General features: G+C 71.1%; 25 protein-coding genes and 1 tRNA gene. 14 read left to right on the forward strand and 12 right to left on the reverse strand.

Annotation, left to right across the window (positions count from 1 at the left end; translation table 11 throughout):
* The first annotated feature begins 189 nt into the window (after nucleotides 1-189).
* Nucleotides 190-1,356 carry an SUKH-4 family immunity protein gene (locus tag ACZ6I3_RS17525; RefSeq protein WP_469415495.1) on the forward strand — a complete coding sequence of 389 codons (1,167 nt, stop codon included), beginning with the start codon at nucleotides 190-192 and terminating at the stop codon, nucleotides 1,354-1,356.
* A gap of 40 nt (nucleotides 1,357-1,396) precedes the next feature.
* On the opposite strand, the gene ACZ6I3_RS17530 is transcribed toward ACZ6I3_RS17525, so the two are convergent.
* On the reverse strand, nucleotides 1,397-2,623 hold the full coding sequence (locus ACZ6I3_RS17530; RefSeq protein ID WP_469415496.1) for a COG1361 family protein: 1,227 nt from the start codon (nucleotides 2,621-2,623) through the stop codon (nucleotides 1,397-1,399).
* A gap of 412 nt (nucleotides 2,624-3,035) precedes the next feature.
* Between ACZ6I3_RS17530 and ACZ6I3_RS17535 the strand changes: the two genes are divergently transcribed.
* Entirely contained in the window at nucleotides 3,036-3,524 is a 489-nt protein-coding gene (locus ACZ6I3_RS17535) for a DUF6083 domain-containing protein (RefSeq protein ID WP_469415497.1), read from the forward strand.
* A 5-nt stretch (nucleotides 3,525-3,529) separates the two neighbouring features.
* Here ACZ6I3_RS17535 and ACZ6I3_RS17540 read toward each other — a convergent pair.
* Nucleotides 3,530-3,604, reverse strand: a tRNA-Cys gene (locus ACZ6I3_RS17540).
* A 192-nt stretch (nucleotides 3,605-3,796) separates the two neighbouring features.
* On the opposite strand from ACZ6I3_RS17540, the gene ACZ6I3_RS17545 reads away from it, so the two are divergent.
* From ACZ6I3_RS17545 to ACZ6I3_RS17570, 6 genes are all read left to right on the forward strand, one after another.
* Nucleotides 3,797-5,251: an MFS transporter gene (locus tag ACZ6I3_RS17545; protein ID WP_469415498.1), complete on the forward strand. Its 1,455-nt coding sequence runs from the start codon at nucleotides 3,797-3,799 to the stop codon at nucleotides 5,249-5,251.
* A gap of 86 nt (nucleotides 5,252-5,337) precedes the next feature.
* On the forward strand, nucleotides 5,338-5,538 hold the full coding sequence (locus ACZ6I3_RS17550; RefSeq protein WP_469415500.1) for a hypothetical protein: 201 nt from the start codon (nucleotides 5,338-5,340) through the stop codon (nucleotides 5,536-5,538).
* Nucleotides 5,535-5,957 carry a type II toxin-antitoxin system death-on-curing family toxin gene (locus ACZ6I3_RS17555; RefSeq protein ID WP_469415501.1) on the forward strand — a complete coding sequence of 141 codons (423 nt, stop codon included), beginning with the start codon at nucleotides 5,535-5,537 and terminating at the stop codon, nucleotides 5,955-5,957. The genes ACZ6I3_RS17550 and ACZ6I3_RS17555 overlap by 4 nt, the downstream gene beginning before the upstream one ends.
* A gap of 138 nt (nucleotides 5,958-6,095) precedes the next feature.
* Nucleotides 6,096-7,895, forward strand: coding sequence for a DEAD/DEAH box helicase (locus ACZ6I3_RS17560; RefSeq protein ID WP_469415502.1), 1,800 nt, complete (start codon nucleotides 6,096-6,098; stop codon nucleotides 7,893-7,895).
* A gap of 316 nt (nucleotides 7,896-8,211) precedes the next feature.
* A complete protein-coding gene (locus ACZ6I3_RS17565; protein ID WP_391109486.1) occupies nucleotides 8,212-8,853 on the forward strand; it encodes an IclR family transcriptional regulator in 642 nt (213 codons plus the stop codon).
* Nucleotides 8,854-8,940: 87 nt separating this feature from the next.
* Nucleotides 8,941-9,732, forward strand: coding sequence for a S16 family serine protease (locus ACZ6I3_RS17570; RefSeq protein WP_469415505.1), 792 nt, complete (start codon nucleotides 8,941-8,943; stop codon nucleotides 9,730-9,732).
* Here ACZ6I3_RS17570 and ACZ6I3_RS17575 read toward each other — a convergent pair.
* From ACZ6I3_RS17575 to ACZ6I3_RS17605, 7 genes are read right to left on the reverse strand one after another with little or no spacing between them, the layout of a single operon-like run.
* The gene (locus tag ACZ6I3_RS17575) at nucleotides 9,729-9,914 is read right to left on the reverse strand and encodes a hypothetical protein (protein ID WP_469415506.1); all 186 of its coding nucleotides are present in this window, start codon (nucleotides 9,912-9,914) and stop codon (nucleotides 9,729-9,731) included. The two genes, ACZ6I3_RS17570 and ACZ6I3_RS17575, sit on opposite strands and share 4 nt — an antisense overlap.
* A 14-nt stretch (nucleotides 9,915-9,928) precedes the next feature.
* Nucleotides 9,929-10,513, reverse strand: coding sequence for an ArsR/SmtB family transcription factor (locus ACZ6I3_RS17580; RefSeq protein ID WP_469415508.1), 585 nt, complete (start codon nucleotides 10,511-10,513; stop codon nucleotides 9,929-9,931).
* Nucleotides 10,514-10,564: 51 nt separating this feature from the next.
* The gene (locus ACZ6I3_RS17585) at nucleotides 10,565-11,521 is read right to left on the reverse strand and encodes a glycine betaine ABC transporter substrate-binding protein (protein ID WP_469415509.1); all 957 of its coding nucleotides are present in this window, start codon (nucleotides 11,519-11,521) and stop codon (nucleotides 10,565-10,567) included.
* On the reverse strand, nucleotides 11,521-12,324 hold the full coding sequence (locus ACZ6I3_RS17590; protein ID WP_469415707.1) for an ABC transporter permease: 804 nt from the start codon (nucleotides 12,322-12,324) through the stop codon (nucleotides 11,521-11,523). Before ACZ6I3_RS17590 ends, ACZ6I3_RS17585 begins: the two co-directional genes overlap by 1 nt.
* A gap of 11 nt (nucleotides 12,325-12,335) precedes the next feature.
* Nucleotides 12,336-13,598: a betaine/proline/choline family ABC transporter ATP-binding protein gene (locus tag ACZ6I3_RS17595; RefSeq protein ID WP_469415510.1), complete on the reverse strand. Its 1,263-nt coding sequence runs from the start codon at nucleotides 13,596-13,598 to the stop codon at nucleotides 12,336-12,338.
* Nucleotides 13,591-14,238 (reverse strand): ABC transporter permease, encoded by a 648-nt coding sequence (locus tag ACZ6I3_RS17600; RefSeq protein ID WP_469415511.1) that lies wholly within the window; start codon nucleotides 14,236-14,238, stop codon nucleotides 13,591-13,593. Before ACZ6I3_RS17600 ends, ACZ6I3_RS17595 begins: the two co-directional genes overlap by 8 nt.
* Nucleotides 14,239-14,256: 18 nt before the next feature.
* Nucleotides 14,257-14,727, reverse strand: a complete 471-nt coding sequence (locus ACZ6I3_RS17605) for an Lrp/AsnC family transcriptional regulator (RefSeq protein ID WP_469415512.1) — start codon at nucleotides 14,725-14,727, stop codon at nucleotides 14,257-14,259.
* A 123-nt stretch (nucleotides 14,728-14,850) separates the two neighbouring features.
* Here ACZ6I3_RS17605 and hppD point away from each other — a divergent pair, with 123 nt between their 5' ends.
* On the forward strand, nucleotides 14,851-15,996 hold the full coding sequence (hppD, locus tag ACZ6I3_RS17610; RefSeq protein WP_469415513.1) for a 4-hydroxyphenylpyruvate dioxygenase: 1,146 nt from the start codon (nucleotides 14,851-14,853) through the stop codon (nucleotides 15,994-15,996).
* Nucleotides 15,997-16,049: 53 nt separating this feature from the next.
* Here hppD and ACZ6I3_RS17615 read toward each other — a convergent pair whose 3' ends face one another.
* Nucleotides 16,050-17,510: a tetratricopeptide repeat protein gene (locus ACZ6I3_RS17615; RefSeq protein WP_469415514.1), complete on the reverse strand. Its 1,461-nt coding sequence runs from the start codon at nucleotides 17,508-17,510 to the stop codon at nucleotides 16,050-16,052.
* Nucleotides 17,511-17,602: 92 nt separating this feature from the next.
* On the opposite strand from ACZ6I3_RS17615, the gene ACZ6I3_RS17620 reads away from it, so the two are divergent.
* The gene (locus ACZ6I3_RS17620; protein WP_469415515.1) at nucleotides 17,603-19,018 is read left to right on the forward strand and encodes an FAD-binding oxidoreductase; all 1,416 of its coding nucleotides are present in this window, start codon (nucleotides 17,603-17,605) and stop codon (nucleotides 19,016-19,018) included.
* 11 nt (nucleotides 19,019-19,029) lie between these two features.
* On the opposite strand, the gene ACZ6I3_RS17625 is transcribed toward ACZ6I3_RS17620, so the two are convergent.
* Complete coding sequence (locus tag ACZ6I3_RS17625; RefSeq protein ID WP_469415517.1) at nucleotides 19,030-19,440, reverse strand: SsgA family sporulation/cell division regulator; 411 nt, start codon at nucleotides 19,438-19,440, stop codon at nucleotides 19,030-19,032.
* A gap of 229 nt (nucleotides 19,441-19,669) precedes the next feature.
* Between ACZ6I3_RS17625 and ACZ6I3_RS17630 the strand changes: the two genes are divergently transcribed.
* Both ACZ6I3_RS17630 and ACZ6I3_RS17635 read left to right on the forward strand, forming a co-directional pair.
* Complete coding sequence (locus ACZ6I3_RS17630; protein WP_469415519.1) at nucleotides 19,670-21,307, forward strand: RDD family protein; 1,638 nt, start codon at nucleotides 19,670-19,672, stop codon at nucleotides 21,305-21,307.
* A gap of 76 nt (nucleotides 21,308-21,383) precedes the next feature.
* On the forward strand, nucleotides 21,384-22,067 hold the full coding sequence (locus ACZ6I3_RS17635) for an RDD family protein (protein ID WP_469415521.1): 684 nt from the start codon (nucleotides 21,384-21,386) through the stop codon (nucleotides 22,065-22,067).
* A gap of 23 nt (nucleotides 22,068-22,090) precedes the next feature.
* On the opposite strand, the gene ACZ6I3_RS17640 is transcribed toward ACZ6I3_RS17635, so the two are convergent.
* Entirely contained in the window at nucleotides 22,091-22,369 is a 279-nt protein-coding gene (locus ACZ6I3_RS17640; protein WP_469415522.1) for a hypothetical protein, read from the reverse strand.
* 411 nt (nucleotides 22,370-22,780) lie between these two features.
* Here ACZ6I3_RS17640 and ACZ6I3_RS17645 point away from each other — a divergent pair, with 411 nt between their 5' ends.
* Together ACZ6I3_RS17645 and ACZ6I3_RS17650 are read left to right on the forward strand one after the other, a co-directional pair.
* Nucleotides 22,781-25,141 (forward strand): immune inhibitor A domain-containing protein, encoded by a 2,361-nt coding sequence (locus tag ACZ6I3_RS17645; protein WP_469415523.1) that lies wholly within the window; start codon nucleotides 22,781-22,783, stop codon nucleotides 25,139-25,141.
* Nucleotides 25,142-25,263: 122 nt separating this feature from the next.
* Complete coding sequence (locus tag ACZ6I3_RS17650) at nucleotides 25,264-25,605, forward strand: hypothetical protein (protein WP_469415525.1); 342 nt, start codon at nucleotides 25,264-25,266, stop codon at nucleotides 25,603-25,605.
* The last annotated feature ends 297 nt before the right edge of the window (nucleotides 25,606-25,902 follow it).

Raw genomic sequence — 25,902 nt, forward strand, 5'->3', positions numbered from 1 at the left:
GAACGCGCGAGGGTCCTCTGAGCGTCATGTGAGGTGAGCGCGTCGTCATCGCTCGGCGCGCCGCTGTTCCGGGGCGTTGTCAGTGGTGGGGCGTACTGTTCTGGGCAGTGGGGGACGGCTGCCGGGCCTGGCCGGGCGGTCTGCCGTGCTCCGTCCGGGGACGCTGAGCAAGCACATGCGGGGGAGCCCATGAGTACGACCGACGCCGGTTCCGCGGTGATCACCCTGACCGAGTCCGAGCTGGACCCGTGGGTGACGCACGCGTCGACGCGGCACTGGCTGACCGGCCCCGGACTGCCCTCCGAGAACGCCGTGCTGAGCTTCGCGGAGCTGAGCCGGGAGGGCCTGCGCACGGTCGCGGACTCGACGGGCGATCCGTCGGACCGGCTGTCGGCGGAGCTGCGCGAGCAACTGGTGATAGGCGGACTGCTGGGCCCCGGAGGCCTGGAGACGGAGTCGGTCCTGCTGGACGGCGCGACGGGCGAGATCTCGACGACGTCCTTCCTGCACGACCGCCCCGACCTGATGGACCGCCGCCCCCTGGCCCCCTCGCTGCGCACCCTGGTCCGCTTCGCCGAGGCCACGGACGAACTGGCGGGCCTGCGCGGCCAGTTCGCCTCCTACGCGGGCCGCTACGGCCCGAAGGCGGTGGCACAGGCGTCCCAGCACCTCCTCGCGGTCTTCCGGGACGGCACGGACGGAGAGCCGGCCCCCTTCTGGAAGATGGCGGCCCTCATCCGCCCCCTGTCCCTGGTCGCGGGCCGCGGCGGCACCTCCGGCCTCTCCCTGGACCTCCCCCACCGCCTGCTGGACCAGGAGTTCGGCCCCGGCAAGGTGGCCCGCTTCGAGGACGTCGACTTCCCCGCGACCCTCACCCACGAGCCGACCCGCCGCTTCCTCCGCGAGGTGGGCCTGCCCGAGGACGCCCATGTCTTCTCCTTGGACACGGATGTCCCGCTGGCGACGCTGGCCGAGTACTACGCCGACGCGGACACCCCGAGGCAACTCCCTGCCCGAGCCCACCACTTGATACGCCTCGGCTGCCTGGTCGACGACAACAGCCTGGTCGTCGACGGCGAGACGGGCGCGGTCCTGAACTGGAGCGAGCCGGAGGCGACTCTCTACCCGCTGAACACGGACGTCTCCACCCTCGCCTTCACCCTCTGGCTCCTCCACCGCGAACGCGCCATCGACTCCCAGTCGGACCACGAGCTGACGACCGACACGTACGACCAACTGGCCATGACGATGCTCCAGGTGCTGTCGGCCGTCGACCCGACGGGCGTGACGGCGGGCGGATCGGGCCGCCACTACTGGACGGACGTGTTCCAGGACCAGGGGGGCGGGGTGCTCTGACGGTGCCGGCCGCCGCCCGGCACCCCGGCCCGGCCTGTGGTCAGGCGGCCTTGGAGGCAGAGCGGCGGCGTACGACGTGGACCAGGCCGCCGCCGAGCGCCACGGCGGCGGCCGCGGCACCGGCGAGGAGCGAGGCGCCCTCGGAGCCGGTGGTGGCGAGGCTGCCGCCGCTCGTGGTACCGGTGCCCGTGGTGCCGTTGGAGCCACCGGTCGTGGTTTCGGTCGAGGCCGAAGCCGTGGGGGAGGCCGTGGTGCCCGTGCCTCCGGCGGCCTGGCCCTCCGGGGCGTTGCCGTTGCCGCCGTTGCCCGAACCGCCGCTGGAGACGCCGCTCGTGGGGCTCGGCGCGGGCTCGTAGTCGCTCGGCAGATCGATGCCGATCAGGGCGGTGTTGTTGGCGCGGTTCCTGTCGTAGGCGGGGGCGATGTCGTAGACGGACGACGCCCTGATCTCGCCCTCGGTGTCCTGCGCGGACTTCTTGATCTTCAGCGTGAAGGTGTAGGCCAGCGACTGGCCGGTGTCGAGGGTGCCGTCCTCGGGCCAGCAGACGTACTTGGGCTTGCCCGGCGTCCCCTGCGGACCGCTCGGCCCGTCGATCCCGAACGGCGCGCAGTCCTTCGGCACACCGACGGCGACGGTCCCCGGCGGGATCTGCACCAGCAGGCCCGGCAGGTCGTCGCTCACCTGGTTCTGCACCCAGCCGGGGCCGTCGTTGCGCAGGGTCGCCGTGACCGACTGCTCGCCGCCGGCCAGTGCCTCCATCTCCTCGCCGACCGCGACGAGGTCGGCGGTGTTGTCGGCGGTCAGGGTCATCCGGCGGTAGCTCTCGTCGTATCCCTCGCCCGGCACCTCACCGGTCGCGCTCGTGCCGTACTCCACTGCCTCCATCAGGGCCTTGTCCAGCGCCTTGAACCGGACGCGCGTGGTGACGGAGGCGCCGGGCTCGATGACCGTGTCGAGTTGGCAGAGTGCCTGCCTGACCTGGTCCTCGACGGTCGAGTAGGTGCAGCCCTTCGCCTGCTCGGGGAAGTCGAGACCACGCGTCAGACGCACCCGGAAGGTGACCCCGTCCACGGCCGCCGTGCCCTGGTTGGTGAGGGTGACGGACCTGTCGTACACCTCACCCGGCTCGGGCGACGCGGACGGCAGGCTCGACACGACCAGCGCGGGCTCGCCCTCCTCGGCATGCGCCAGGGGTGCGGCGACTGCGGGAGCGGCGACGGCGAACACGGCAGCGGTCAGGACAGCGGCCGAGGGGCGGAGGTGCACGGCATTTCTCCTCGTCGGAATTCCTCGTCGGCCCGTGGGCACGACGACCGGAGCGTTGGCTACCGGTCATGTTCTGGACACATGAGAGTCGCCTGGGGTTGTGTGCGACTTTCCCGGGCGCGCTCCAGCCTGGTCCAGCCGGTCCATCCCCGTTCCCTCAGCACTCGACCAGCCGACGGGCCGACGGCACGGTCTCGAACACCAGGGCGTCCATCAGCCGGGCGAGAGTCGGCTCGATGTCGTCATCCCCGACGTACCGCTCGTCCTGCTCATGGCGGCCCTCGCGAGACAGGCGGCGACCTTGTCAGCCAGTTCGACCAGTGGGGAGTCGTCGTCGACCGTCGGCTGACTGCTCCCGTTGCGCCCTGATTGCGCCCTACCCCGGCCCCCAACACCCCCCGATGCTCGATTCATGGGGGACACATCTGAGTCGAGCATCATCCCGTTACCCGACCCCGACGGACACCGGCAGGCGCCGCCGGGCGTGCCGCAGCCGTGGGAGAAGACCGACCGGGCGCAGGCCGCGATGGAAGGCGCCACCGGGCCCGAGCCGCCCGCCCCGCCCGTCTGTCCCAACTGTGGGCTCGTCGGTGATCGGCGGATCACCTACTACGGCTGGCACGTCCTCCTCGAACCGGACATGCCGGTGCCCGCACACATGGTGCCCGCCTGGCACCGCTGGCACGTGGACTCCAACGGCACGGCATGGAACAGCCGCGCGGACGAGCCCACGCCCGGCACCGTATGCCGCGTACCGCACCGGATCGCCTGCCCCGGTCTGAGACTCGAGGAGATCGGCCTCTGGCGGTGGCTGGACGCTGTACGCGCGGAGAACGCGCGCCGGGCCTGGCGAAAGGCCGACGAGGAAGCCGCCCGGGAGCCGCTTCCGGACGCCGGTTGACGCTGTGGAGGCCGTGGCGGGATTCGAACCCACGTAACTCGCTTTGCAGGCGAGCCCCTGAACCACTCGGGCACACGGCCGTGTTCCCACTCGATGTACTGACCGTAGGCCGGTGGGGAAGTGGTGCTCAAGGGCGTCGGGTGTGCCGCAACGGGACTGCCATACGGCGTTCACAGAGCGGGGATCCGGCCAGGGGCGTACGACCAAGGTCGGGGTCGATCACCGTCTCGCGACAGGGGTCAACGGGGCGGGTGGACCTTACGCTGGCGAGCATGACCGTGCCCAAGCCGAGTGACCCAGAGGTCGTGGACGCCACCGCCGCCACCGAAGACTCCTCGGTCGCCGGGGCGGAGGAGTCCGTGCTGGGGCGGGCCTATCGGGCGTTGAGCGTCGGGATCGTCTCCGTCGTGCTGCTCATCGCCTTCGAGGCGACGGCCGTGGGGACGGCGATGCCGGTCGCGGCGCGGGAGCTGGACGGGGTGTCGCTGTACGCGTTCGCGTTCTCCGGGTACTTCACGACGAGTCTGTTCGGGATGGTGCTCGCCGGGCAGTGGTCCGACCGGCGTGGGCCCCTCGGGCCGTTGGCCGTCGGGATCTCCTCCTTCGGGGCCGGGCTGCTGCTGTCGGGGACGGCCGGGGTGATGTGGCTGTTCATCCTGGGGCGGGCCGTGCAGGGGTTCGGTGGCGGGCTGGTGATCGTCGCGCTGTACGTCGTCGTCGGACGGGCCTATCCGGAGCGGCTGCGGCCGGCGATCATGGCGGCGTTCGCGGCGAGCTGGGTCGTACCGTCGATCGTCGGCCCGCTCGCGGTCGGCACGGTGACGGAGCAGCTGGGCTGGCGGTGGGTGTTCGTCGGGATTCCGGTGCTCGTCGTCTTCCCACTGGCGCTCGCGCTGCCGCAGATACGGCGCCGGGCGGCCGGTCCGGTCGGGGAGGCCGGTTCGAAGTCCTTCGACCGTCGGCGCATTCGTCTCGCCCTGGCCATCTCCCTCGGCGCGGGGCTGCTCCAGTACGCCGCCCAGGACCTGCGGCCCCTCTCGCTCCTGCCCGGCGCCGTGGGCGTGGCCCTGCTGGTGCCCGCCGTGCTCGGGTTGTTGCCGAAGGGGACGTACCGGGCCGCGCGCGGGCTGCCGTCGGTCGTGCTGCTGCGCGGTGTCGCCGCGGGGTCCTTCATCGCCGCCGAGTCGTTCGTACCGCTGATGCTGGTGACCCAGCGCGGGCTCAGTCCGACACTGGCCGGGTTCTCGCTCGCCGCGGGCGGCGGGACGTGGGCGCTGGGCTCGTGGGTGCAGTCGAGGTCGCGGTTCGAGGCGTACCGGGAGCGGTTGACGACCGTCGGGATGCTGCTGGTGGCCGCCGCCATCGCCACAGCACCGAGTGTGCTCATCGACTCCGTGCCGGTCTGGACCCTGGCCGTCGCCTGGGCTTTCGGCTGCCTCGGCATGGGGCTCGTCATCTCCTCCACGAGCGTGCTGCTGCTCCAGCTCTCCGCCCCGGCGGAAGCCGGCTCCAACTCCGCCGCCCTGCAGATCTCCGACGGCCTCTCCAACGTCGTCCTGCTCTCCGCGGGAGGCGCCGCGTTCGCCGCGCTGGGCGGTGGCACGGTGACCCACACGGCCGCGCACGCCTCCGGCTCACATCCGGCCGCCTTCGCCGCGGTGTTCCTGCCGATGGCGGGAGTGGCGCTGGTGGGGGCCTGGGTGACGACGCGGCTGCGGGAGCGGTGAGGACCCCTTCGCTTGTGGGCCGTTGGGGCCGGGGCGGGGCGTAATGCGTTCGCCGGTTCCCGGGCGGACTCACTATCGTCACCGGCATGAGCGACTTCACCATTCCCCTCCCGCCGCACGTCCGGCAGGAGCTCGACGACCTCGCGGACGCCACCGGCCGTCTCCCCGAGGACATCGCCCTGGACGCCGTACTGCAGCGGCTGGCGCGGGAGTCGTCGACGGTGCGGGGCACGGCGGAGTCGCTCGCCGGCGCGCACGCCGACCTGCTGCGGAGGCTCGGCGAATGACCGACCAGACCAGGCAGACCGAGCAGACCGAGCAGACCAGGCACCTCACCGTCGCGGAGGTCACGGCGATCGCCCGCATCGCCTTCGGCGGGCGAGGCGACGGGCCCGCCCCCGAGGTCCGGGAGGCCGGACTGTTCGTCTCCGCCGTGCACCGCCCGCGCGCCCGGATGTTCGGTACGGCGGCCTACGAGGACCTGTACGAGCAGGCGGCCGCGCTGCTGCACGCCATCGCGACGAACCACCCGCTCGTCGACGGGAACAAGCGCACGGCCTGGCTGGCCGCCGCGACCTTCCTGGGCGTGAACGGCGTCGATCTCACGGGCTGCGACCAGGACATCGCGTACGACCTGGTCATCGATGTGGCCTCCGGGGACGAGAGCGACATCTCCGTGATCGCGGGGCGGTTGAGGGAGCTGTGACGTCGGTCCCACCCTTGGGGGACCCGGCCCGGTCCGCGCGTTGACAGACTCGGGCCGCCGGTAGGGTGGCCCGGTTGTCATACGTAGCCGAGCCGTTTGGCTCGCTCGCACGAGCCGCCCGACCCCCTTACGGAGACCGTGACTACCACCGCCGGCACCAGTTCTGCCTCGCACCACCTGTCCCCGGCGTTCCCCGGCCGCGCCCCCTGGGGTACCGCCAGCAAGCTGCGCGCCTGGCAGGAGGGCGCGATGGAGAAGTACATCCAGGAGCAGCCGCGGGACTTCCTGGCGGTCGCCACCCCCGGCGCCGGCAAGACGACCTTCGCGCTGACGCTGGCCTCCTGGATGCTGCACCACCACGTCGTCCAGCAGGTCACCGTCGTCGCGCCCACCGAGCACCTGAAGAAGCAGTGGGCGGAGGCGGCCGCGCGGATCGGCATCAAGCTGGATCCCGAGTACAGCGCGGGGCCGCTCGGCAAGGACTACCACGGGATCGCCGTGACGTACGCCGGTGTCGGTGTGCGGCCCATGCTGCACCGGAACCGGGTCGAGCAGCGCAAGACCCTCGTCATTCTTGATGAGATCCACCATGCCGGTGACAGCAAGTCGTGGGGCGAGGCGTGTCTGGAGGCCTTCGAGCCCGCCACCCGGCGTCTCGCCCTGACGGGTACGCCCTTCCGGTCCGACACCAACCCCATCCCCTTCGTGACGTACGAGGAGGGCAACGACGGGATCCGGCGGTCCGCCGCCGACTACACCTACGGGTACGGCAACGCCCTCGCCGACAACGTGGTGCGGCCCGTCATCTTCCTCTCCTACAGCGGCAACATGCGCTGGCGCACCAAGGCCGGCGACGAGATCGCGGCGCGGCTCGGCGAGCCGATGACCAAGGACGCCATCAGCCAGGCCTGGCGTACCGCCCTCGATCCGCGCGGCGAGTGGATGCCCTCCGTGCTGCGCGCGGCCGACCAGCGGCTGACCGAGGTGCGCAAGGCCATCCCGGACGCGGGCGCTCTCGTCATCGCCGCGGACCAGGACTCCGCCCGCGCCTACGCCAAGCTGATCCGCGAGATCACCGGCAGCAAGGCCACGGTCGTGCTCTCCGACGACACCGGGGCCTCGAAGAACATCGACGACTTCAGTGCGAGCACCGACCGGTGGATGGTCGCGGTGCGCATGGTGTCCGAGGGTGTGGACGTGCCGCGCCTCGCGGTCGGCGTGTACGCCACCACCATCTCGACGCCGCTCTTCTTCGCCCAGGCCGTCGGCCGTTTCGTGCGGTCCCGGCGGCGCGGCGAGACGGCCTCCGTGTTCCTGCCGACCGTGCCCGACCTGCTCTCCTTCGCCAACGAGATGGAGCGCGAGCGCGACCACGTCCTCGACAAGCCCAAGAAGCAGGGCGAGGAGGACCCCTACGCCGAGTCCGAGCAGGAGATGGACGAGGCGAACCGGGAGCAGGACGAGGACACCGGCGAGCAGGAGCAGTTCTCCTTCGAGGCGCTGGAGTCCGAGGCCGTCTTCGACCGGGTCATGTACAACGGCGCCGAGTTCGGCATGCAGGCCCACCCCGGCAGCGAGGAGGAGCAGGACTACCTCGGGATCCCCGGTCTCCTGGAGCCCGACCAGGTCCAGCTGCTGCTCCAGAAGCGGCAGGCCCGGCAGATCGCGCACAGCCGCAAGAAGCCGGACGAGGAGGCCGACCTGCTCGAAATGCCCGCCGAGCGGCGGCCGGTGGTCTCCCACAAGGAGATGATGGAGCTGCGGCGGCAGCTCAACGGGCTGGTCGGCGCGTACGTCCACCAGAGCGGCAAGCCGCACGGCGTGATCCACACGGAGCTGCGGCGCGTGTGCGGGGGGCCTCCGGCGGCCGAGGCGACGGCGGGGCAGCTGCGGCAGCGGATCGCCAAGGTGCAGGAGTGGGCGACCCGGATGAAGTGACGCCGGGTGCGGCCGCGGGACAGGTCCCGTGTTGTACGTACCCGGTTGTACGTACCCGGGCAAACGGAGGCACTCGCCTCCGGAACGTGCCCGGATTCTGGACGGAGCCTTCCGCTCAGCGAACCCACCCCGCTACTGTCCGGCCTACGCACACGCCCCGTGGCAGCGCCGCCGCGGAGCGCAGCCGTGAAGCGACGCGGTCCGGACTGGCCGGGCCGCCGGCCGATCGGCGGCCTCTGAAGCGCGTCGCCGACGGGACTCGGTGACGCACCAGCCGCCAGAGGGCCGCCGACCTCACCACTAAGGAGTGGGCGTCGTGACCGCGGAGACCTCTCAGACGCTCGACCGGGGACTGCGTGTCCTCAAGCTGCTCGCCGACACGGACCACGGGCTGACCGTGACCGAGCTCTCCGTCCGGCTGGGCGTGAACCGGACCGTGGTGTACCGGTTGCTCGCCACGCTGGAACAGCACGCGCTCATACGTCGTGACCTGGGCGGACGTGCCCGCGTCGGGCTCGGTGTGCTGGGTCTGGGGCGGCAGGTCCATCCCCTGGTCCGGGAGGCCGCGATGCCGGCGCTGCGGTCGCTGGCCGAGGACATCGGAGCCACGGCCCACCTGACCCTGGTCGACGGGGCGGACGCGCTCGCCGTGGCCGTGGTGGAGCCGACCTGGACGGATTACCACGTCGCCTACCGGGCCGGGTTCCGGCACGCCCTGGACCGGGGCGCGGCCGGCAAGGCGATCCTCGCGGCCCGGCAGCGCCCCATGGCGGACCCGGGCTACATCCTCACGCACGGGGAGCTGGAGGCGGGCGCGTGCGGGGCGGCGGCGCCGCTGCTGGGTGTGACGGGCGTCGAGGGCAGCGTGGGCGTGGTGATGCTCGCGGACGTGGTGCCGGAGCGGGTGGGGGAGCGGGTCGTCGAGGCGGCGCGGGAGGTCGCGGAGGCGCTGCGCTGACCTCCGCCGTGCCCACCGCCGGGTACCCGGGCAGGGTCCGGACGACCTGATCCGGGCCGGATCCCAGCCCCGAGTTAGATTGATCCCGTGTTCTCTCGTCTCACGTGCCCCCGGGCCATCGCCGTCTGTGCCCTGCCCGTCGCCGCCCTGCTCGCCACGGCGGTGTTCGCGCCGCTGCCGTTCTCGGTGGCGCAGCCGGGGATGACGGCGAACGTACTCGGGGAGAACAAGGGCGCCGAGGTGATCACCATCTCGGGCGCACCGGCCCGGGACACCCGCGGGCAACTGCGTATGACGACCATCGAGGCGACCTCCCCGGACACCCGTGTCTCGCTCCCCGACGTCATCGACGGCTGGTTCCGCACCGACCAGGCGGTCATGCCGCGCGACGCCGTCTATCCGAACGGGGACAGCGTCAAGGAGATCGAGCGGCACAACGAAGCGCAGATGAAGGAGTCCCAGGACGCGGCGACGCAGGCCGCGCTGGGCTACCTCGGTCTGGACGCCAAGGACGTCGAGGTGAGCCTGAAGCTCGCCGACGTGGGCGGGCCCAGCGCCGGGCTGCTGTTCTCCCTGGGGATCATCGACAAGCTCGACGGCGACGGCAGCGGCGGGGATCTCACCGGGGGCCGTGTCATCGCCGGTACGGGCACGATCGCCGCGGACGGCACGATCGGTGCGGTGGGGGGTGTCGCCCTCAAGACGCAGGCCGCGCGGCGTGACGGCGCGACCGTGTTCCTGGTCCCGAAGGCCGAGTGCGGGGACGCGCGGGCCGAGCTGCCGAAGGGCCTTCGGCTGGTCCCGGTGACCACGCTGAAGAGCACGGTGAGTTCCCTGGTGGCCCTGGAGACGGGCAAGGGGTCCGTGCCCAGCTGTTAGTGGGCCGTGGCGGGGCCCGGTGTCCGGGTGGCGAGCCGTAGCCCGACCTCCACGAGGGTCCAGCCGAGGCGGGCGCGGAGGTGGTGAGCCTGCCTGGATCTGACGGGCCTCGGGGCTCCGGCCTCGGCGCGGAGTTCGGCGGCGCGGGCGTGGTGCAGGGCGAGGTGGATGTCGGGGTTCATCGGGTGGTGGCCTCTCACAGCGTCGTCTGGCTGGGGAAGACGTGCGTGTGGACGCGCACCGTTTCCGCGTCCGGGGTGCCCTCGGGCAGGGGGCGGTAGCTCTGGACCAGGTCGTGCATCTTGCCGACCAGCTCACGGGCGAGTTCGGGGGTGAGGCGCAGGGTGAAGTCGCTGAGATCGGTGGCGCCGTCCCACTCCTCGGCCCATTCGCTCGTGTTGCCGAGCCAGGTGGCCACCTCTCGGGTGTGCACGTTCGCGAGCTCGTAGCGGAACAGGGCGACGGCTCCGCGCACGGCGGGATCCGGGTCCTTGATCAGGGTCTCGTCGAGTTGGACGCCCCGGTCCACCGCCTTCCACCAGCGCTCCCGTCCCTTGCCGCGCTCCGGGTCGTCCGCGACGAAGCCGTGTGTGGCGAGCTGGCGCAGGTGGTAGCTGGTCGCGCCGCTCGACTCGCCCAGTTTCTCCGCCAGTTGGGAAGCGGTCGCGGGTCCGCCGCGGCGCAGTGTGACCAGCAGCTGCATCCGCAGGGGGTGAGCCAGGCCGCGCAGCGAGCGGGCGTCGAGCAGCCGGGGAGTCGGTTCAGCCGGTTCGTCGGGCATGCATGCAAAGGTAGCGTTGCAAAGGTCTCTTTGCAACGGGTTCTTTGTAAGTCATCCCTCCCTGACGAACCCCTCCTCCACCATCCAGTCCAGCGCCACCTGGTGCGGATCCTCCCCGTCCACATCCACCTTCGCGTTCAGATCCTGCGCCACCGTGTTGTTCAGCCTCGCCGTCACCGGGTTCAGGACCTCCGCGATCGCCGGCCACTCCTTCAGCGACTTCGCGTTGATCATCGGCGCCGCGTTGTAGTTGGGGAAGAACTTCCTGTCGTCGTCCATCACCGCGAGGTTCATGGACTTGATGCGCCCGTCCGTGGTGTACACCTCCCCGTACGGGCAACTCCCCTTCGACGTCTGCGTGTAGATGATCCCCGTGTCCATCTGCGTGACGTTCCGTGCCGGCACGTTCATCCCGTACGCCTTCTGCATGCCCGGCAGCCCGTCCGCCCGGTTCGCGAACTCCACCTCCACGCAGAGCTTCACGGCGTCGGGGTCGGACTTCGACAGCTTCGCCACGTCCGACATCGACTTCGTGCCGTACTTCTTCGCGTTCTCCTGGTTCATCGCCAGCGCGTAGGTGTTGTCGAGCTTCGACGGCGGCAACCAGACCAGCCCGTTCTTCGCGTCCTCCTTCTCAACCGCCTCCCACTGCTGCTGCGGATCGGTGATCGGCTTGCTGTGCCCGAGGTACGTGATCCACGCCGTGCCCGTGTACTCGTACCCGGCGTCCGCGTCGCCCTTCCGGACGGCCTCGCGGCTGCCGATGGAGCCCTGGATGCCGGTGCGGTCGATCACCTCCGCACCGGCCGCCTCGAACGCGATGCCCATGATCGAGCCGAGGATCAGCTGCTCGGTGAACGACTTCGACGTCACCGTCAGCTGCGCCCCCTTCAGCGGCTCACCCCGCCCGATCGAGCCCGGCTTCACGTCATCGGTCATGGGGGAGCCACTGGTCAGGCCGCACCCCGCGACCAACAGACCCGCGACCGGCAGGCACGCCCGCCTCATCACTGCAACCCCCGCGGCCGCAGCAACAGCTCCGCGATCGACGCCAGCCAGTCCACCAGCAGCGCCAGTGCGACCGTGAGGATCGAGCCCAGCACCAGCACCGGCATGCGCTGGTTGGTGATGCCGGTCGTGATCAGTACGCCGAGGCCGCCGCCCCCGCCGAAGACCGCCAGGGTCGCCGTGCCGACGTTGAGGACCAGGGCCGTGCGGACACCCGCGAGGATCAGGGGGACGGCCAGCGGGAGTTCGACCCGGCGCAGTGCGCCCAGTGGGGACATGCCGATGCCGCGGGCCGCTTCCAGCAGGGTCGGGTCGTTCGCCTTGAGGCCGGTGATCGTGTTCGACAGCACGGGCAGGATGGCGTAGATGATCATGCCGATCAGGGCGGCCCGGCGGCCGATGCCCAGCCAGATGACGAGGAGTGCCAGCAGACCGATCGCCGGGGTCGCCTGGCCCATGTTGGCGAAGGCCATCGCCACCGGCGTGGCCCTGCTGAACGCCCGGCGGGTCAGCAGGATGCCCAGCGGAATGGCGATGATCAGCACGAAGAACGTGGAGATCGCGGTCAGCTGGATGTGCTGCCACAGGGCCTTGGAGACCTGGCCGCCCGACAGGGCGTTCCGGGAGAGCGCGTCCAGGTCGGCCTGAACGAACCACAGCCAGGTGGCGAGCAGCACGGCCACCAGGGCGGTGGGCAGGACGGTCAGCTTCTGCCAGCTGATGCGTGAGGGCCGGGGAGCCGGTGGCGTCCGGGGCGCCCCGGACGTCTCCTCGGCCGCCGTCCCGGACGGAACCTCCGTCACCTCGGGCGCGGTCACGCCTGCCGCTCCCCGCCGAGGCCCACGCCCGTGACGCTCCCGCCGCCCTCCTGCTCCGCGTGCGTCTGCGAGGCCCGCAGCGACTCCAGCTCGTGCTGGTGCTCCAGCGCGTCGAGCCGGTCGGCCTCCAGCAGTTCGTGCACGGAGTTGATGAGCGTCTCCATGTCGACGACACCCGTGTACTCGCCGCGCCGCCCGGTCACCGCCACCCGCCCCGCGTTGTCGGTGAGCACCGCCTCCAGCGCGTCCCGCAGGGTCGCGTCCCGGGTGACCGTGTCGTGCACCAGCGTCCCGGCCCGGGCCAGCGAGCCCCGGGCCCGCATCAGGTCGCCGCGCCGCAGCCACTTGTAGGGCCGGCCGCGCCGGTCGAGCAGCAGGACCTCGTTGGTGCCGCCGGTCCGCAGCCGGTTGAAGATCTGCTGCAACGGGTCGTCGATCGTGACGGTCGGATAGTCGGTGACCTCGACGTCCCGTACGCGGGTCAGGTTCAGCCGCTTCAGCGCCGCCCCGGCCCCCACGAACCCGGAGACGAAGTCGTCCGCCGGGTTGGTGAGGATGGCCTCCGGGGTGTCGAACTGCGCGATGTGGGACCGCTCGCGCAGCACGGCGATCCGGTCGCCGATCTTGATCGCCTCGTCGAAGTCGTGGGTGACGAAGACGATCGTCTTGTGCAGCTCGTGCTGCAGCCGGATCAGCTCGTCCTGGAGATGGTCGCGGGTGATCGGGTCCACCGCCCCGAACGGCTCGTCCATCAGCAGCACCGGGGGATCGGCGGCCAGGGCCCGTGCCACGCCCACGCGCTGCTGCTGACCGCCGGAGAGCTGGCGCGGATAGCGGCCGTGGAACTCGCCGGGGTCGAGGCCCACCAGGTCGAGGAGTTCCTCGGTCCGCTCCTTGATCCGGGCCTTGCTCCAGCCGATCATCTTCGGCACGAGGGCGATGTTCTGCGCGACCGTCATGTGCGGAAAGAGACCGGCCGACTGGATCGCGTAGCCGACGTTGCGGCGCAGCTTGACCGGGTCCATGTCGGTGACGTCCTCACCGTTGATGCGGATCCGGCCGCCGGTCGGCTCGATCAACCTGTTGATCATCTTGAGCGTGGTCGACTTCCCGCAGCCCGAGGGGCCTACGAAGATGACGACCTCGCCCGACTTGATCTCCATGCTCACGTTGTCCACGGCCGGCTGCGCGCTGCCGGGGAACAGCTTGGTCAGGCTCTCCAGCTCGATGGAGGCCCCGTGGTCGCCGGACTCAGGCACGGATCCCCCTGGGAATGGTCAGCCGTCCGATCAGGACGTACGCGGCGTCGAACAGCAGCGCCAGGACGATGATGCCGAGCGTGCCCGCGAGGACCTGGTTCAGCGCGTTCGCACTGCCCAGCGAGGCCAGGCCGCGGAAGATGACATTGCCGAGGCCGGGGCCCGAGGCGTACGCCGCGATGGCCGCGATGCCCATCAGCATCTGGGTGGAGACCCGGATCCCGGTCAGGATCGGCGGCCAGGCCAGCGGCAGCTCGATCCGCAGCAGCCGGGCCTGCCGGGACATCCCGATGCCCGTGGCCGCGTCCACCAGTGACGGGTCGACCCCGCGCAGGCCGACGATCGCGTTGCGCACGACCGGCAGCAGCCCGTACAGCGTCAGGGCGATCACCGTGGGCGGCACGCCGAGCCCCACGATGGGGATGAGCAGACCGATCAGGGCCAGTGCCGGGACGGTCAGGATGGTGGCGGTGGTCGTGGTCGCGAGGTTCCCGGCCCACTCGCTGCTGTAGGTGACGACGGCGATCAGCACCCCGATCAGGGTCGCCACGACCATGCACTGGAAGACGACGCTCGCGTGCTGGTAGGCGTCCGTGAGCAGCTGCTCTTTCCGGGTGCCCAGGTACTCCAAGAAGTTCACGCGCGCTCACCCCACGACTCAGGTCTCCTCCGCTGCCTGCTCCACCAGCGGGATGATCCGCAGCGGAACGGGGTTCTCCATGACGATCGCCGTGGAGGCCCGGACGATGCCATCAAAACCGACGACCCGGTCGATCACACGCTGGAGATCGGCGTTGGAGCGGGCCACGAGCCGGCACATCATGTCCCCGCTGCCGGTGGTGGTGTGCAGCTCCAGCACCTCGGGCACGGTCGCCAAGTGGGCCCGTACGTCGGCTCCTTGGCCCTGCCGGATCTGGAGCGTCGCGAACGCCGTGACCGGGTAGCCGAGGGCCGCCGGATCCACCTGCGGACCAAAGCCGCGGATGACTCCGTTCGACTGAAGCCGGTCCAGCCGGGCCTGTGCCGTGCCCCGGGCCACGCCCAGCCGCCGGGACATCTCCAGCACCCCGATCCGCGGCTCCCGGGCCAGCAGCAGGATGATCCGGCCGTCCAGATGATCGATCGCCACAGCAGCCTCCAGGGGTGGTCATCCTGTACAGAAGGGCCGATGCACCGGCCGTGTCGCTGAACAGATTGCCCAGCGGAAACGCAAACTATTGCGCACCTTGCCGAGCGGGGAGACCCTGCGGCTATGACGCAGACCACACACCACACTCCCGACACCGCCCGGCAGGCCGACCCCTTCCCGGTCAAGGGAATGGACGCGGTCGTCTTCGCCGTGGGCAACGCCAAGCAGGCGGCGCACTACTACTCCACCGCCTTCGGCATGAAACTGGTCGCCTACTCCGGACCGGAGAACGGCAACCGCGAGACCGCTGCGTACGTCCTGGAGAACGGCTCCGCCCGCTTCGTCCTCACCTCGGTCATCAAGCCCGCGAGCGACTGGGGCCACTTCCTCGCCAAGCATGTGGCCGAGCACGGCGACGGTGTCGTCGACCTCGCCATCGAGGTGCCGGACGCGCGCGCCGCGTACGCCTACGCGCTCGAGCACGGCGCCCGCTCGATCGCCGAGCCGTACGAGAGGAAGGACGAGCACGGCACCGTCGTCCTGGCCGCCATCGCCACCTACGGCGAGACCCGCCACACCCTCGTCGAGCGCTCCGGCTACGACGGCCCCTACCTGCCCGGCTATGTGGCGGCCCAGCCGATGGTCGAACCGCCCGCGCAGCGCACCTTCCAGGCGATCGACCACTGCGTCGGCAACGTCGAGCTCGGCAAGATGAACGAGTGGGTCGGCTTCTACAACAAGGTGATGGGCTTCACGAACATGAAGGAGTTCGTGGGCGACGACATCGCCACCGAGTACAGCGCGCTGATGTCCAAGGTCGTCGCCGACGGCACGCTCAAGGTCAAGTTCCCGATCAACGAGCCGGCCATCGCCAAGAAGAAGTCCCAGATCGACGAGTATCTGGAGTTCTACGGCGGCGCGGGTGTGCAGCACATCGCGCTCAACACCAACGACATCGTGCAGACGGTGCGCACCATGCGCGCGGCCGGCGTCGAGTTCCTGAACACGCCCGACTCCTACTACGACACGCTGGGGGAGTGGGTCGGCGAGACCCGGGTCCCGATCGACACCCTGCGCGAGCTGAAGATCCTCGCCGACCGCGACGAGGACGGCTACCTGCTGCAGATCTTCACCAAGCCGGTCCAGGACCGTCCGACCGTCTTCTTCGAGATCATCGAACGCCACGGCTCGATGGGCTTCGGCAAGGGCAACTTCAAGGCCCTCTTCGAGGCGATCGAACGCGAGCAGGCCCGCCGCGGCAACCTGTAGTCCGATCGTCCCCAGAGGAGAGGGTGCGGGTGTCACGGGGCACCCGCGCCCTCTCACTCCCCTTCCGGCCCCGGGCCCATCACCGGCACCTCCGTGTCCGGCGGCTCCCCCAGTGACTCCATCGCCGCCCGCGCCGCAGGCACCCGCAGCGGCGAGAAGTGCGGGTTGATCCGCAGGGCCTCCCTGAGGTGCCGCCGGGCGGCCCCGTACCGTTCCAGCTCTCGCTCGATCATGCCGCGGTGATACATGTACACCGCGCTGCGCACCCCGCCCGAGTGCTTCTCCTCCGTCGCCCGCAGCGCGAACACCAGCGCCTCCTCGTGCTCCCCGGCCCGGTGCAGCGCCCACCCCAGGGCGTCGGCGACCGCGGTCCCCGGCTGACGTTCCCACTCCGCGCGCAACCGCCGTACCGCGGCCTCCGCATCGCCGTGGTCCGCCTCGAACTGCCCCAGCACCAGTTCCTCGTCGGCCCCGGCGGCGGTCGCCTCGCGCACCCCCTCCCGCAGCAGGTCGTACTGCACCCGGGCCGCCTCCGGCATCTCCAGCGACTCGTACAACTCGCCCAGCTCCAGGGCGTACCGCGGACAAGGCTGCTTGGCGAGAGCCGCCCGGTAGGCGTTCAGCGCCTCCGTCGTCCGGCCCAGGGCCGCCAGCGCCCGGCCCTGCCCGGCCTGCGCGGCCCGCTGGTCCGGGTCGAGACGCACCGCCTCCTGGAAGTGCCGCAGCGCGTCCTCGAGATCCCCGCGCTCCCAGGCCAGCTGCCCGGCCCCCTCCAGATAGGCCGCCCGCTCGGCCGGGGCCCGCGCGCCCGCCGCCGCGTCCGCCAGCGAGGCCGCCGCGTCCTCCCGCCGGCCGCGGTCCCGGTAGACGGCGGCGGCCCGCGCCAGCACGGCGGGCCCGGAGCGCAGCTCCGTCAGCCGGCCCAGCGCCCGCTCGGCCGCCTCGTGCTCGCCCAGCCCGGTGTAGGCGTCGATGAGCAGCGGATACGTCGTCCAGCGCCGCGGCTGGAGCTTCAGCGCCGCCTCACCCCACTGGCGTGCGGCGGGAAAATCCCGGCGGGCGTTGGCCAGCGCGGCGAGACCGGCCAGCGCACGGGCGTTCCGCTTCGGCCGCACCTTCAGCGACGCACGCAGCGCCTTCTCGGCACGCGGGTAGTACGCCGGGTCCGCCAGCCGCCGCCCCTGCTCCACATAGGCGCCACCGAGCACCGCCCAGGACCGCGCGTCCCTCGGGTGCGTCCGCAGCCGCTTCTCCCGCGCGTCGATCAGCTCGGCCAGGCCGGGCAGCGCGGCCGGCACCCCGCCGGCGACCGCCGCCATGGCCTGCGCCCCGGGCGACGGCGGAGCGGGCGGGGCGGGCCGGTCCCACGGCGTCAGCACCAGCACCCCGCCGAGCACGGCACATCCCGCGACGGACGCGATCAGCACCTGCCGACGCCGCACCAGCCGGCTGCGAAAGGGGTGTTTCGAACTCCTGCTCTCCTGTCGCTCCGGGCCCTCCTGATGGTTCTCCATGGCGCTCACTGTGCGTCAGTACGACGACCACACCCGGGCAGGCGAAGGGTGCCGCAGACGGGGTTCACACCGATGGCCCCGGGTGCGAACCTGTGATCATGAGCCGTATCGAAGCGCGCAGCCCCGAGGACTCCGAAACGAACGGCGACCTGGTCGACCTCCTGCTCGACGGCCTCCCCGCGGAGGCGGTTCTCACCGACTCCGACGTCACGGCCGCCTACGCCAACGACATGGCGAGCTTCTGCCCGGCCGGCAACCCGGCCGTGGTCGTGCTGCCCCGTACGACCGAACAGGTCCAGCACGTGATGCGCACCGCCACCGCCCTGCGCGTCCCGGTCGTCCCGCAGGGCGCCCGCACCGGACTGTCCGGAGCCGCGAACGCCTCCGACGGCTGCGTCGTGCTCTCCCTGACGAAGATGGACCGGATCCTGGAGATCAACCCGGTCGACCGCGTCGCCGTCGTCGAACCCGGCGTGATCAACGCCGCCCTGTCCCGGGCCGTCGGCGAACACGGCCTGTACTACCCGCCGGACCCCTCCAGCTGGGAGATGTGCACCATCGGCGGCAACATCGGCACGGCCTCCGGCGGCCTGTGCTGCGTGAAGTACGGAGTGACCGCCGAGTACGTCCTCGGCCTCGACGTCGTACTGGCCGACGGGCGGCTCATGTCCACCGGCCGCCGCACCGCCAAGGGCGTCGCCGGTTACGACCTCACCCGGCTGTTCGTCGGCTCCGAGGGCTCGCTCGGCATCGTCGTACGGGCCGTCCTCGCGCTGCGCCCCAAGCCGCCCGAGCAGCTGGTGCTGGCCGCCGAGTTCTCCTCCACCGCTGCCGCCTGCGACGCCGTGTGCCGGATCATGGAGGGCGGTCACGTCCCGTCACTCCTCGAACTCATGGACCGTACGACGGTCAAGGCCGTCAACGACCTGGCGCAGATGGGCCTGCCCGAGAGCACCGAAGCGCTGCTCCTCGCCGCGTTCGACACCACGGCCCCGGCCGCCGACCTCGCCGCCGTCGGCGCGCTGTGCGAGGCCGCCGGCGCCACCCAGGTCGTACCGGCCGACGACGTGGCCGAGTCCGAACTGCTGCTCCAGGCGCGGCGGCTGTCGCTCACCGCGCTGGAGGCCGTCAAGGGCGTGACGATGATCGACGACGTGTGCGTGCCCCGCTCCCGGCTCGCCGAGATGCTCGAAGGGGTCGACCGGATCGCCGAGAAGTACCGGCTCACCATCGGGGTCGTCGCCCATGCGGGCGACGGCAACACCCACCCGACCGTGTGTTTCGACGCGGCCGACCCCGACGAGTCCCGGCGCGCCCGCGAGTCCTTCGACGAGATCATGGCCCTCGGCCTGGAGCTCGGCGGCACCATCACCGGCGAGCACGGTGTCGGTGTCCTGAAGAAGGAGTGGCTGGCGCGCGAGATCGGCCCCGTCGGGCTGGAGATGCAGCGGGCCGTCAAGCAGGCCTTCGACCCGCTGGGCATCCTCAACCCGGGCAAACTGTTCTGACCCGCCCCCTCTCACTGGGCGAGCAACTGGTCCAGCTCGTCGTCGAGACCGAGCTGTTCCCCCTCCGCCCCCGGCGGGACCACCCGGAGCGTGCGCTCCAGCCAGGCCGACACCTGGGCCGCCGGGGCCTCGAGCAGGGCGTCCCCGTCGGGTGAACTCAGTCCCATCAGCACGACGCCGCGCCCCTCGGACTTCGCCGGCCACACCCGCACGTCCCCCTGCCCGCACGGCCGGAACACGCCCTCGATGAGCAGCTCGCGGGCGAACGTCCAGTGCACCGGGTGCTGGGTGTCGATGTGGAAGGTGACGTGGACGGCGTACGGATCGTCGGTGAGATAACCGAGCCGGGCCGGCACCGGGACCCTGCGCTCCGGCGACAGGACGAGTCTCAGCTCCAGTTCCCGCTCCACAACGGTGTGCATGGCGGTCTTCCCTTCCGTTGACGGCTGCCCGTGAGGGCCGGTCAGGGAGGGAGAGCGGGCGGGGGCGTCCGCATTACGCGACTTGCCGGAAGTTTTTTCGCTTTATCGCCGCGTAGCACATCGGTGCTCGAAAGGGGTGGGTCCGGTGGGAGCGGCCGTGGGGCTTGCGCTCGTCTGATAGATGTGGAGGCCCCCAGTTGACCCCCGAGCAGATACGGGACCGACGGACATGAGCGCCCCAACCCCGGCCCCCGGTGACGACCGGCCCCGCGAAGGGTTTTACCCGGACCCGTCCATTCCTGGATATGTCCGGTACTGGAACGGTGCCTCCTGGGTGCCGGGCACCAGCCGTCCGGCGCCCCAGGACGGCGAGACGCTCGCGCCGCCGCCCGGTACGGGGTCCGGCTCCGCCGCCTCGGTCGAGGAGACCGGCCCGCACTTCTTCGACGAGGACCCGGCCGACCCCGCCCAGGAGCCGTCCGCCGCCGACGCCCAGCACGGCAGCCGTCCCGAACCCGCGACCGCCTGGGGCGCCGACCGCTCCCGCCAGACCGGCTTCGGCGGCGACCGGGACCGCCGTGTCGCGTGGGGCTCCCCCCAGGGGGCCCAAGGGGCCGCCGCCGCGCAGGGGTCCGACCCGAGGGTGCCGCACGCCGACCGCGGGCCGGACGGCGAGTCCGCCGGCCAGGAGACGGACGCCGCGTCCGCCGGCGGCACGTTCGTCTTCCGCCGCCCGACGGGGAAGTCCGGGGGAGGGGCGGCGGCATCCGCCGACGGTCCCGACGAGGGCACGATGACGTTCCGCGCGGTCTCACCGCGCCAGGCCACGGGGAGCCCGGCGCCCGGTTCCGGCGCGCAGGGCGGTCCGGCGGCCGCCTCCGACGGTGGTGCGGGGGCCGGGGGCTTCGGGTCGGCTGGCAGTGGCCCGGCGGGGCCCGCCTTCGGTGCTCCGGTCGGCGCCGGTGGCAGCCCGGCCTCAGACGGTGGTGCGGGGGCCGGGGGCTTCGGAGCGGCCGGCGCTGGCTCGGCCGGACCCGCCTTCGGCGCGCAGACCGGGGGCGCCGGTCCCGGGGCCAACGCGGGGTCGCCCGGCTTCGGTGCCGGCAAGGCGGCCGCCGCCCGGGCCGCCGCAGCGCAGGCGGGCGCCCAGGCCGCCGCGGCCGCCCCGACGGCGCTGTCCGGGCCGCAGGCGGCCCCCGCCGTTCCCCCGCAGTCCGGCGGGCCCCAGCCGGGGGCCGCCCCCCTCAGCGCGGGCCCCGGCGGCGGTCAGTCGTCCTGGGCGCAGCAGGTGCACCGCCTCGCCGGAACCGGCGACGAGCAGCCCGTCGCGCCCTGGAAGCCTCCGACCGAGGACGTGTTCCAGGCCGCCGCCCGGCGCCAGGCGGCGGCCCGCCCCGCCGGGCTCGGCAAGCGCCTGGCCGCGAGGCTGCTGGACACCGTCGTCCTCCTGGGCGTCACCGCAGCGGCCGCCGTGCCGCTCGGCACCATGGCGATCGACCACGTCAACGAGAAGATCGACGCCGCCAAGCTCTCCGGCGAGACCGTCACGGTCTGGCTGCTCGACGGCACCACATCGGTCTACCTCGGCATCATCGTGGCCGTCCTGCTGCTCGTCGGCGTCGTCTCCGAGGTGCTGCCCACCGCCAAGTGGGGCCGCACCCTCGGCAAGAAGCTGATGGGTCTCGACGTCCGGGACATCGAGGGCCACGAGGCCCCGGACTTCGGCTCCGCCCTGCGCCGCTGGCTGGTCTACAGCATCCCCGGGCTGCTTGTCGTCGGGATCGTCGGCGTCGCCTGGTGCCTCTTCGACAAGCCGTGGCGCCAGTGCTGGCACGACAAGGCGGCCCACACGTTCGTGGCGGGCTGAGCGACCCGGAGGATTCCGTACCCCGTCCGGCCGTCTGCCGGATGCGGAGGCGGGGGGTTCGCGGTCGACTCGGGCCATGAGCAGTGAACCGCCCCCCGGCTCCGGGCAGCAGCCCCCGGACGACGACCCGTTCAGGAAGCAGCCCCCGAACGAGCCGCCCGGTGAGGGCGCGGGCTCGCCCTACGGCAGCGAACCCCCGCCGTACCAGGGCGGCGGCGGGCCCGCCGGTGGCCCCGGCGGCGGTCCCTACGGCGGCCCCGGCGGCGGGGACCCGTACGGCGGCGGCTCCTACCCCACCGACCCCCTCGCCGGCATGCCCCCGCTCGCCGACAGCGGCAAGCGCACGCTCGCCCGCATCCTCGACATGATCCTGGTGGGTGTCGTCGTCTGGCTGATCACCTGGGGCTTCGACGTCAACGAGTACGACGTGGACGGCGATCAGATCGAGGTCGGCAAGTCCTTCTGGCAGTCGGGGGTCGCCGCCGTCCTCTACATCGCCTACGACACCGTCCTGATCGCCAGGACCGGCCAGACCCTCGGCAAGAAGCTGCTGCACATGCGGGTGGCCAACCTCGACAACGGCGCCACGCCCTCCGTGCAGAACTCGCTGCTGCGGGCCGCGGTGCTGTGGATCCCGTTCGCCTTCTGCTGCGCCTGCGTATGGACCGCGGTCTGCGGCGGCTGGAGCTTCTTCGACCGGCCCTACAAGCAGGGCCTGCACGACAAGGCGGCCAAGACGGTCGTGGTCAGCACCGGTTGAGAGCCGCGGGCATCAGCCGGCGGTCAGGAGGCGGCCCGCTCGCGCACCGGCTCCGGGACCTGGGCCGGCGCGGGTACCGAGGCCCGCAGGGGTTCAGCGGGGGCGGGCTGTTCCACTGCGGTCCGGCGTTTGCCGGGCAGTGGCACCGTCATGGCGACCAGCAGCCCGAGGGCGAGCGCCGCGAGGGCGATGATCGCGACCCCCACGCCCGAACTCGTCTGTGACAGCAGCAGCATGGCGAGCGTCGAGAAGATCACGGTGCACGAACCGTAGGCGAGCTGTGCGGCAGTCGGACGGGGCATGGCCATCATGTCCTCGAAAGTGGGGGTCCACGGGGGTGTCGGCCTGGCTTTCCGCCGCTTACCGAGCGTTCCGCCAAGTGACATTCTCACGGGCAGGGTGCCCGAGCGGAACGGCCGGTAAGCGTGACCTAATCAACAGGTCCGGAGCACAGGGGGCGCACGGGGTCATGGCGTCCACCCAGTGGACATATGCGCGCGCCTGCTGCCAGATGGGCATGCGGTTGGTTGTCCGCAAAACGAACGTGGACTCCGCATAGTGCACTTGACTTGTCCAAGTCAAGGTCTGTCTTTTCTGCTTAACCTCTAGTCAAATGTCGTCACTTGATTACACGCGTTGATCACGCGCGCGCGGACCTTCACTGACCAAGGCCCCCTTCCTTCCGCGCGCCCGGACGCGGGGGAGGAACTCAAGTGACCAGTAGACCCTGGACGTTCAGAGCGGCCGCCATCGGTGTGGCGCTCGCGGCGGCCTCCGCCACCGTCTCCACCTATGCGGTGGCCCAGGCCGACGACGCCTCCGCTCCCCGGTCCACCACCGTGGACCGGCACGACCCGGCGGAGCACAAGCACGACGAGCACAACCTCGAAGGCCCGCTGAGCAAGACCCAGGAGGCTCAGCGCCAGGAGGCCCTGAACCAGGTCATATCCGGCAAGTCCACGGTCAAGAACCGTGAGGGCTCCAAGGTCGTCCAGCTCAAGAGCAAGAAGGGCGACAGCAAGTACGTCGAGCTCGGCCGCGAGAAGACCGACAAGATCTTCACGATCCTGGTCGAGTTCGGCGACCAGATCGACAGCAAGTACGGCGGCACCCCGGGCCCGCTGCACAACAAGATAGCCAAGCCGGACCGCAAGAAGGACAACTCCACGGCCTGGCGGGCGGACTACAACCAGAAGTACTTCGAGGACCTCTACTTCGGCACCGGCAAGAACACCGAGTCGGTCAAGAAGTACTACGAGAAGCAGTCCTCCGGCCGCTACTCGGTCGAGGGCGAGGTCTCCGACTGGGTCAAGGTCCCCTACAACGAGGCCCGTTACGGCAACAACGCCTGCGGCGACACCAACTGCCCGAGCGTGTGGAACGTCGTCAGCGACGGTCTGACCTCCTGGGTCGCCCAGCAGAAGGCGGCCGGCAAGACCGACGCCGAGATCAAGGCGGACGTCAAGCAGTACGACCAGTGGGACCGCTACGACTTCGACGGCGACGGCGACTTCAACGAGTCCGACGGCTACATCGACCACTTCCAGGTCGTGCACGCCGGTGAGGACGAGTCCGCGGGCGGCGGCGTGCAGGGCACCGACGCGATCTGGGCCCACCGCTGGTACGCCTTCGGCACCGACGCCGGAGCCACCGGTCCCGCCGACAACAAGCTCGGCGGCGCCAAGATCGGCGACACCGGCATCTGGGTCGGCGACTACACCGTCCAGCCGGAGAACGGCGGACTCGGCGTCTACGCCCACGAGTACGGCCACGACCTCGGTCTGCCGGACCACTACGACACCACCGGCGGCGGCGACAACTCCACCGGCTTCTGGACCCTGATGTCCTCCGGCTCCTGGCTCGGCACCGGCAAGAACGAGATCGGTGACCTGCCCGGCGACATGACCGCCTGGGACAAGCTGCAGCTGGGCTGGCTCAAGTACGACACCGCGAAGGCCGCGACGAACTCGTGGCACAAGCTGGGTGTCGCCGAGTACAACACGAAGCACAAGCAGGGCCTCGTGGTGGAGCTGCCGAAGAAGGCCGTCACCACCGAGCTGGTCACCCCGGCCCAGGGCAAGACCCAGTGGTGGAGCGGCAGCGGCAACGACCTCAAGAACACGCTGGCCCGGTCCGTGGACCTGACCGGCAAGAAGTCGGCGTCGCTGACCCTCGACGGCTGGTACGAGATCGAGGCCAACTACGACTACCTCTACGCCGAGGTCTCGACCGACGGCGGCGCCAACTGGACCGCCCTGGACGGCACGGTGGACGGTCAGCCGGTCCCGCGTGACGGCAGCGACAAGCCGGCGCTGACCGGCACGGTCGACGGCTACAAGAAGCTGGCGTACTCCCTGGACGCCTACGCGGGCAAGAAGATCGACCTGCGCTTCCGCTACCAGACCGACGGCGGCCTGGCGATGAAGGGCTTCGCGGGCGACCGCGTCTCCGTCACCGCCGACGGTGCGGCCGTCTTCTCCGACGACGCCGAGTCCGCGGACGCGGCCTGGACGGCGAAGGGCTTCTCCCGTATGGGCGCGTCCTTCACCAAGGACTACGCGCAGTACTACATCGCGGAGAACCGCCAGTACGTGTCGTACGACAAGACCCTCAAGGTCGGCCCGTACAACTTCGGCTTCTCCACGACCCGTCCGGACTGGGTGGAGCACTACGCGTACCAGAACGGCCTGTTGATCTGGAAGTGGGACACCTCCCAGGCGGACAACAACACCAGCGTCCACCCGGGTACGGGTCTGCTGCTGCCCGTCGACGCGCACCCGAAGGCCATGAAGTGGTCCGACGGCACGCTGATGCGCAACCGCATCCAGGCCTACGACTCGCCCTTCAGCCTCTACGGCACGGACGGCATCAAGCTGCACAACGCGGACGTCGCAACCAAGATCAAGTCGTCGAAGGGGGTGTCGGTCTTCAACGACCGGAAGAACACCTACTACGACACGACGAACAAGACCGGCGGCGTCAAGATCACTGACACCAACACGAAGATCAAGATCATCAAGGAGGCGAAGGACGGCTCGACGATCGAGCTCGAGGTCGCCCCCGCAGCGAAGTAAAACGCGTTTCCCCAGCTCAGAGCATGATCGGCGGTGACCCCCTGGCGGGTCACCGCCGATCCGTGTTTAGGTGCGTCCTGTGGTTCTCTTATTGACACCGACCGACACGGGGGTATGACCGCATGGCCGCAGGAGGCTTCTGCAAGCTGCCGAACGGCACGGTGGTGGTGGCACTGAACCTGCCCCGCCCCGCCGCCGACGGCCCCGGCGCCGTCCGCGTGCTCGTCCACTCGGCCAACCGTGCCCGAGCCCTGACCAGGCTCCGCAACCTCGGTCTGCGCGCCGTCTACCTGCGCGGCAACGCCGCCCCACCGACCCCCGACGAGATCACGGCGGTCCTCCACCACCCCGACGGCCTCATATGGCGCACGGCCCCTGACAACGGTGTCCTGACCCCGGACCTCACCACAGAACTCTGGCGCCCGATCAGATCCCTCCTGAGACGCCCGACGGCCCAGACCTGACCCCGGGACGCCCCCTGGGAGCGGGCCCACGCCCACCCGGGCATGACCGGTCCGCCGCCACGGCCGACCCCGCGAGCGCTGCGGCTCGGCCCGCGCTGGGTATGGCCCGCCCGGACCGGCAGGAAGCCTGCCGGCTCGCTGACTCCAGCCGGATGGCCTCTCGCCCGGTGGCACATGGCCTCCCGCGAAAGACCCGGCCGGGATGGTCTCGCTGCCGCCCTGCTCACGGCCGGCTGCGCCCCTGCCCGGGGCCACGGGGTGTCTGTCGGCCGCCTGGCCGGGTGTGATCCGGTCGCC

Source organism: Streptomyces sp. NPDC041940 (assembly GCF_055589465.1).